This window comes from Streptomyces sp. NPDC059455 (assembly GCF_042750115.1).
Classification (GTDB): Bacteria; Actinomycetota; Actinomycetes; order Streptomycetales; family Streptomycetaceae; genus Streptomyces; species Streptomyces endocoffeicus.
In genome coordinates this window covers 1-5543 of the sequence record NZ_JBHYVB010000375.1, presented here as the reverse complement: position 1 = coordinate 5543, position 5543 = coordinate 1, and the positions used below count along the sequence as shown (strand labels likewise).

Annotated in this window: 5 protein-coding genes; 3 read left to right on the top strand and 2 right to left on the bottom strand. The window is 69.7% G+C overall.

The features are described from left to right. Positions 1-539 precede the first annotated feature (539 nt). Entirely contained in the window at positions 540-1124 is a 585-nt protein-coding gene (locus tag ACFXB5_RS52285) for a CGNR zinc finger domain-containing protein (protein WP_385222843.1), read from the bottom strand. 51 nt (positions 1125-1175) lie between these two features. On the opposite strand from ACFXB5_RS52285, the gene ACFXB5_RS52280 reads away from it, so the two are divergent. The 3 genes from ACFXB5_RS52280 to ACFXB5_RS52270 all read left to right on the top strand — a co-directional run bounded on the left by ACFXB5_RS52280 (position 1176) and on the right by ACFXB5_RS52270 (position 5087). Further along, positions 1176-2621 carry an MFS transporter gene (locus ACFXB5_RS52280; protein ID WP_385222841.1) on the top strand — a complete coding sequence of 482 codons (1446 nt, stop codon included), beginning with the start codon at positions 1176-1178 and terminating at the stop codon, positions 2619-2621. Between the two features lie 52 nt (positions 2622-2673). Next, a complete protein-coding gene (locus ACFXB5_RS52275; protein WP_262705964.1) occupies positions 2674-3795 on the top strand; it encodes an epoxide hydrolase family protein in 1122 nt (373 codons plus the stop codon). Positions 3796-4001: 206 nt separating this feature from the next. Beyond that, positions 4002-5087, top strand: a complete 1086-nt coding sequence (locus ACFXB5_RS52270; protein WP_385222838.1) for an integrase core domain-containing protein — start codon at positions 4002-4004, stop codon at positions 5085-5087. Here ACFXB5_RS52270 and ACFXB5_RS52265 read toward each other — a convergent pair. After that, positions 5049-5543, bottom strand: a 495-nt coding sequence (locus ACFXB5_RS52265) for a tyrosine-type recombinase/integrase (RefSeq protein ID WP_385222835.1), incomplete at its 5' end; no start/stop codon positions are given. The two genes, ACFXB5_RS52270 and ACFXB5_RS52265, sit on opposite strands and share 39 nt — an antisense overlap.

Here is a 5543-nt window from a genome sequence, read left to right as displayed (position 1 = left end):
CAGCCCCGAAAACACCGTCTGCACGAGCTCGTTGACATTCTTCACGGGAATGTCAACGACCCTCACGACTCTCCGTTACCACCGAATGTGAGACAAGGCCGTTGATTGGACAGACCCGAGATCCGCCGTTGCTTGGACGTCGAGGTCGAGAATTGCCCGTCGAATCGCGCGAAGGTCTTGGACCGAAACGTCGAGCTCGATGTGTTGCTCCTCGCTGTCGTCGCTTTTGAAGGGCAGGAGACCTTGGGGAGCGTAGTTGGTGTGGAGCAGATCGGCGTAGGCACCGTAGTCGATCACCCAGACGTCAGTCGGTCCGGCTCGGGATACGCGCGGAGAGCACGCGCTTTGTCGGACTGATACCAGGCTCGCGCCGCGTCCTGGACGATCGGAACGGAGATCTTGCGGTCTCGGGCCTGCATTGGCTTTCGCGGCGATGTGGATCGCATCGCGAGGAACGCCCTCGGAGGCCCGGACGAGTTCGTCGAAGGCGGGCTCGGACGAAACCCCGGAGTCGGCCTGGCAGGGTCAGGTGCCGGCGCTCAACGCGGGCTGCGCCGGCTCCGGTAGGCCGCGACGCTGGCCCGGTGTGCGCAGGTTCGGGTGCAGTACTGCTTCGAGCCGTTGCGCGAGAGGTCCACGAAAGTGGCCCGGCAGGTCGGCCCGGCACATACGCCGAGACGAGCGGGACCGAGCGTGGCGATCACGGAGGCCAGTGCGCTGAGCGTAGTCGCGGCAAGGTGCGCCGAGCAGCGGTCGGTGTCGGAGGTCACCTCGGTCCACCAGCGGTCGTCCTCGTGGCGCAGTACCGGGGTGGCGCGGCTGCGACGCAGACCGTCGTTGATCAGAGCCGCAGCTTCGACCGCGTCCGCGTTCGCCCGTTCGAGCACCTCACGCACCGTCTCGCGCAACGCGCGGACTTCCACCAGGTCGGCGCGGGTGAGATGCCGCGGACCGGTCCCTTGGTTCGTGGCCGAACTCGGAGGCTCAGCCGCGGGATGGTCGTCGAGGAAGTCCCGGAGCTGCTCCACGGTCTCGAGCGTGTCCTCTCCCTTGATCGGCCTCAAGGTGTTGGCCAGGTCGACGGCCGTCTTGACCACCAATGGGATGTGATACGCATCCTGCATTTGACGTGTCTCCTCACTGCCTCGTAATGTTACACCCAAAGGAGCTTTAGCATGTCACAACATACTCGGCAGGGGACGACGCCGCAGACGGTCCCGTCTGGAGGGGCCCCGGCACCGGAGCGAACCGACACCCCGGACGGGCGTCGGCTGGGGCTGACTTTGGGGATGCTGGTGCTGCCGATGTACGTGGCACTGGGAGCGCCGTCGGTGGCCCTGCCGGCCATCGGCCGCGCACTCGCGGTGCCGTTCGGGGCCACCGCATGGATTCTCGCCGCGTGGTCGCTGACCTCCGCGCTCGCGATGCCGGTCGCGGGTCGGCTGCTGGTCCGCTGGAGCCCCTTCCAGGTCCTCGTCGCCGGGGTCGTGGCGCTCGCCGCGGGCTCCGTGCTCGCCGGGGCCGGGCCGACACTGCCCGTCGTGATCGTCGGCCGACTGATCGGCGGCGCCGGGGCGGGCGCGACCGTGATCGCCGTCTTTGCCGCGGCCACCGCCCTTCCCGGGCGGCAACGAATCCGCGCCCTGGGAATCATCGCGGCCGCCAGCGCGACGGCGTCGGGGTGCGGGACACTGCTGGGCGGGGCGGTGACCGCATGGCTCGGGTGGCGTGCCGTACTCGCGATCCCGGTCCTCGCGCTGCCCCTCCTGCTGGCCGCATTGCCGAGTAGGCGCGCGCTGACGCGGAGCGGTAGCGGCGAGCGAAACGGCTCGACCGGGCGACTCGACATCGTCGGCGCGGCCGTGCTGTCGGTACTCGCCGCCTCCTTGATCACGTTGCTGCAGGCACACTCGGTCGGCCTGCCCGCTCCGGTCACCCTCGTCGTGGCTGCCGCCGGGGCGCTCGCCGCCGTGGGACTGTGGTGGCGCGTGCGAAGCACGCCCGACGGGTTCGTGCCTCGGCGGGTGATCGCCTCCCGCGGCTTCCTGGCGGCCGGGCTCATCGGCGGGACCGTCTTCGCCGGCTATTACGGGGTGTTGTTCCGCGCCCCGTCCCTGATCGAGCAGGCCACGGGCGGTGGCCCCCTGGAAGCCGGCGTGCTCTTGGTCCCGGCCGCCGCCTGCTCGGTGCTGGCCGGGCGGCTGGTCGGCACCTTGACCGACCGGTTCACCAGCTGGCAGGTGTCGGCCGGGCTTGCGGCACTCACCGTCGTCGGCGTGCTCGTGGTCGCGATCTCCACCGGACCGATCCCGATCGTCGTCGGCACGGCGTTGACCGTGTGCGGGTTCGCCGGCGCCCAAGCCGTACTGGTGAGCCTCGCGCCGGACCTGGTCGCCGCGGACGACCGCGACACCGCACAGGGCCTGCTCAACTTCATGAACGCCCTGGGTGGCGGGATCGGTCCGGCCGCTGTCGCGGGTCTGTCCGGCATCGTGCCGGGGCCGGTGGCCCTCGCCGTGCTCGCGGCACTCCCCCTGGCCGGACTCGTCCTCAGCCTGACCCGGCGCCCTACCGCCGACCGCCGCCCCGAAACCGACGCCACGCGTGGGAGCCCGCGATGACGGTCCACCTGCCTCTGATCCGATAACGCCTTGACCAGTAAGGAGCCTTGCCATGTCCGCCGAACCATTCGAGGTCGGCATCACCGAAGCCGAGATCGCGGACCTGCGTGAACGATTGCGACGGACACGGTGGCCCGAGCGCGAGCCGGTGGACGACTGGTCACAGGGTTTGCCACTGGCGTATGCGCAGGAGCTTTGCCGCAGCTGGGCCGAGGACTACGACTTCGGGTTCGCCGAGCGGCTGAACGTGTTCCCGCAGTACCGCGACACGATCGACGGGCTGGGCATCCACTTCCTGCACGTCCGCTCACCGGAGCCGGACGCGTTCCCGCTCGTGCTCACGCACGGGTGGCCGGGTTCGGTGCTCGAGTTCCTGGAGGTCCTCGGCCCGCTGACCGACCCGCGCGCGCACGGCGGTGACCCGGCGGACGCGTTCCACGTTGTCGCGCCGTCGTTGCCCGGGTACGGCTGGAGTGACAAGCCGTCGACGACCGGGTGGGGCATCACTCGCACCGCGCGCGCCTGGGACACGTTGATGGTCTCGCTGGGTTACGAACGGTACGGCGCGCAGGGCGGTGACTGGGGTTCGGCGGTGTCCGCGGTGCTGGGCGAGGTGGCGCCCGAGCGGGTCGCCGGCGTGCACCTGAACCTGGGATCCGTGGCGGCGGGCACGTTCGACGACCCGACGCCCGCGGAGCTGGCGAATCTCGAGGCCGAGAAGGAGATGCAACGCACCGGCCGGGGGTACTCGGCGATCCAGGCGACCCGGCCGCAGACACTCGGCTACGGCCTCACCGACTCCCCGGCGGGGCAGGCCGCCTGGATCGCCGAGAAGTTCTGGGCGTGGACGGACAACGACGGCCATCCCGAGGACGCATTGTCGCGGCAGACGATCCTCGACGAGATCTCGGTCTATTGGTTCACCGCGTCGGCCACGTCGTCGGCGCGCCTGTACTGGGAGAGCTTCGCCAACTTCCGGGACAAGGTGACCGCGCCATCCGGGCTGTCGGTCTACCCCCGCGACATAACCCGCCCGTCGAGGCGGGAGGCCGAGCTGCGGTTCACCGACCTGCGCTGGTTCGAGGAACTGCCGCATGGCGGCCACTTCGCCGCGCTGGAGCAGCCGGAGTCGCTGGTCAAGCAGGTGCGCGGGTTCTTCCGCCTGTTCCGCTGACTGTCCGTGCCACCCCCTGGGAAGCCCACGCCCAGGGGATGGTCCTGTCCGTCCCCCGGGTTACCGGCAAAACGACGGCCGCGCTCGGCGAGCGGACGCTGGTGAGCATCGCCCTCGAACGCGGAGTCGTGTGCCCTTCAGAAATACGTCGCTGCAGGTCGCTGGGGGCCTGGTGGTGCTCGGGGTCGCCTGGGACGATGCCGTGGGTGATTGTCTCGCTGGTCTATCGGGTGACGAGGAAGCTGCTCTCGGTCCCAGCTGTGCTTCTGCGTCGGCGGGTGGCCGAGGATGCCGAAATTCTTGTCCTGCGGCACGAGAACGCGGTGTTGCGTAGGCAACTCGCGGCCCCGGTGCGGTACGAGCCGGCGGACCGGTTGTGGTTCGCGGCGGTCTCCTCGCTGATACCCCGACGGCGCTGGGCGGAGGTGTTTCCGGTGACTCCAGGGACCCTTCTCGATTGGCATCGAAGGCTCGTCGCGCGCCGGTGGGACTACAGCAAGCGCCGGTGCCGGCCCGGACGTCCACCGACTGCGCCGGCGATCAAAGAGCTGGTGTTGCGGCTGGCTGAAGAGAATCCCCGCTGGGGGTGTCGCAGGATCCAAGGCGAGCTCGCACGGCTGGGGCATCAGGTCGGAGCGTCCACGGTCTGGCAGATCCTGACCGCCGCCGGCGCAGGCCCGGCTCCCCGCAGGAACGGGCCGTCGTGGCGCGAGTTCCTGACAGCGCAGGCCGACGGCATCATCGCCTGCGACTTCCTGCACATCGACCTGGTCGATCTCCGTCGGGTCTACGCGCTGGTCTTCCTCGAGCACGGCACGCGCCGCCTGCACATCGCCGGCGTGACCGCTCACCCCACCGCGCAGTGGACGGTGCAGCGAGCCCGTAACCTCACCGCCGACCTGGGTGTGCGCTTCGAGTCGCTGCGCTTCGTGCTCCGCGACCGGGACAGCAAGTACACCGAATCCTTCGACGCGGTCTTCGCGTCCGAGGGCATCGAGACCCTGAAGACCGCGCCGCGGTCACCGCGGATGAACGCCCGCTGCGAAAGGGTCATCGGGACACTGCGGCGCGAGCTCCTCGATCACCTGCTGCTCCTGAACGAAGCCCACGCACGAGGCGTGCTCGACGTCTATGCCGTCCACTACAACGGTCATCGCCCTCACCAGGCCCGGGGACAGCTTCCTCCTCTTGCCCAGGAGCGCCCGGCGCCCTCGACCGACCTGACTGCGCACCGGCTCCTCCGCACCCGAGTACTAGGCGGTGTCGTCAACGAGTACAGATACGTGGCTTGACCAGCAGCGATGACTTTCTGAACGGCACAGGGTTTCCTGGGCGCGTTCGGCGGCCGCGCTGGCGCCGTAGTGGCGGGGCATGTCTTCTGAGATCCAGCCCATCAGCAGCATCAGGTCACCGGAGTCCCCGCCTGCCCGTTTCCACTCGTGGGCGAAGTTATGCCGCCACCGGTGCGCATGCACGCCCTTCACCCCGGCGGACAGGCCACGCCGCTTGAGCATGATCTTGATGCCGTTCGGCGCCAGCCGCCGCCCGCCGCGCTCGGCCAGCCACAGGTCCGGCAGCTCGGCGCCCTTGCGCTTGGCGCGGGCCCGCAGATACCGGCTCACCGCCCGGGCCGTCTTCGGGCCGAACCGCACGCGGCGGTCGCGGCTGCCCTTGCCGTGGTAGTGCACCGAGTCGGTGACCAGGTCGATGTCCTCCAGGGTGAGGTTGCCGACCTCGGACAGGCGGGC

What these genes read in the sequence shown, in the direction of transcription:
- ACFXB5_RS52285 (WP_385222843.1), bottom strand. Translation starts at nt 1,124, where the DNA reads ATGCAGGATGCGTATCACATCCCATTGGTGGTCAAGACGGCCGTCGAC.
- ACFXB5_RS52280 (WP_385222841.1), top strand. Translation starts at nt 1,176, where the DNA reads ATGTCACAACATACTCGGCAGGGGACGACGCCGCAGACGGTCCCGTCT.
- ACFXB5_RS52275 (WP_262705964.1), top strand. Translation starts at nt 2,674, where the DNA reads ATGTCCGCCGAACCATTCGAGGTCGGCATCACCGAAGCCGAGATCGCG.